The organism is Hydrogenophaga sp. (assembly GCF_026125825.1).
GTDB lineage: Bacteria > Pseudomonadota > Gammaproteobacteria > Burkholderiales > Burkholderiaceae_C > Hydrogenophaga.
Genome location: NZ_JAHCKK010000215.1, coordinates 1 through 1745, shown reverse-complemented (window position 1 = coordinate 1745; position 1745 = coordinate 1). Strand labels below are relative to the sequence as shown.

The window sequence follows — 1745 nt, the reverse complement described above, 5'->3', positions numbered from 1 at the left end:
TGTGATCGACGACCTGGGCGGGCTGCCACGTTTGCTCATGTCGATTCCAGGTATCAGCTCAGATAAGAGGCTGGCAGCCGAGCTGCGCGGCCTCTCCTTTGATTTGGACCGCCCCGCCGCGGATGTGGCGCGGCAACTGGCCGGTATCGTTTTGGATGCCGTTAAGGCGAGTACCGAGCCAGTTGCAGTTGCCGGCATTGAGAGAGAGTTTACGCGGCACCCTGCTGCCATGACGACACTGACGTATGTTGTTCTCAGCGGTCTGCGCGTCAAGATGAACACGGTCATCGCCAGGCACAGCGGCGACGCCGCGCCCACGAACGACTTGGGCGGCGCGAGTGCAGACGTTTGGATGGTCGAGGACTTTGACCAGGGCGGCGTGTTCTCCATCGTGCCCCTCGAGGACAGAGAGGTTCGGCTGCACATTCCCCAGATTCGGCTGCACTTGTTGCGAGCGCGCATTGCCGAGTGGATCGGTCGTGCGCACGACTACGCGAGCCTGTTCCCCTTCCCCTCGTTCGACATGAACCCGAACCTGTTCGAGGCGGCCGTGGCGGCGGTGCTCACCGCGCGGCTCAATGCGCTGCGCAGCACGAGGGGCGAGAGGATCCGTTTCACGGACATCTTCCCGGGCTGCTCGATGACCAAGAGAGTCTCTTACATGGAGGTGGACGCCCTACCGATGCGGTTTGACTTGCAGCAGGAGATTTGGCCGGGCGATGTGCGCGCGGCGGCGGGCTCCACTGGAGCGCGCGTGCTGGGCGAGCATGTCCACATTGCGCAGGGGGTGACGCGGAGACTGGAGGAGACGATCGGCAGTGTGCTGCGGGGCGAAGGCACTACCAAGTGCATCGACGTGCACTTTGTGCTGCCGCAGCCCAACACAGATCGCCTGGCGCACTTTGGCATCCAGTGCAAGTCGGGCGCGTCGAAGCGTTTCGATGCGCTGAAGATGTACGAGGAGGCCATGGCGTACATGGCACCCGTCGCGGGCATGGACCACTACTTTGTGCTCGCGGCGCTGCATCCGGAGCGGGCCAGGCGGCCGCCCAAGGGCGCCTGGCCTGACGGGCTCATCCTTATGGACACGCTCGCGGACTTTGCGCCGCTGATGCGCACGCTGCCCAGCACGCGCCCGGGGCGCGGGCGCCGCGGCGGCAGCGGCCTCGTGAAGGCCAGGGACAGCGGGGTGGGGGAGTGGGGACCACGTGAGGACACGCATTGCGGCTTGCCGGCCCGCGCGCCGCGCCGCGCGCATTGGGCACTCAGTAGCCATCAGGTAGCCATAGGGTGACTCGAGTCAAGCACCCTTATGAAGCCCAACCTTCAGGCTTGCGCGGCGCGGGCTGGCCCCAGTGGGGAAGATGAACGTCCATTCCTCGCCGATGTTGGCGTGCACGCGCTCCCGCGCCCTCGACTCGTGCTCCCAGAGTGCAGTATCATCGCCGTGCTCCCGATGGCGCGCGGGCGCCGCTTGCCTGTCGTCCTGCCCCTCGGCTGGTCCACTTCGTCTGCACAGCCAGCCTGCTCCTTCTGAATACCGGCAGGAGAATGTCGTCGTAGGACAAGCAGAGCAGTGGCAGCTCGCGCAGCAGGACTGCGGCTGACGGACCGGCGAAGGAGGTAGCGCACAAAGTGGATGAGGAGCTGGGGTCACGCGTGGCCATAGGCCGTCACGAGCTAGCGCACGCTGCTCCAAGCGGGTGCGCAGCACCAGGTGGCAGTCGCCCGTGCCTCGCACGCTA

The 1745-nt window shown here is 65.8% G+C and carries 1 protein-coding gene; it reads left to right on the top strand.

Annotated features, from left to right (window positions below):
- Positions 1 to 1294, top strand: a 1294-nt coding sequence (locus tag KIT86_RS25060) for a hypothetical protein (RefSeq protein WP_297403451.1), incomplete at its 5' end; no start/stop codon positions are given.
- Positions 1295 to 1745 lie beyond the last annotated feature (451 nt).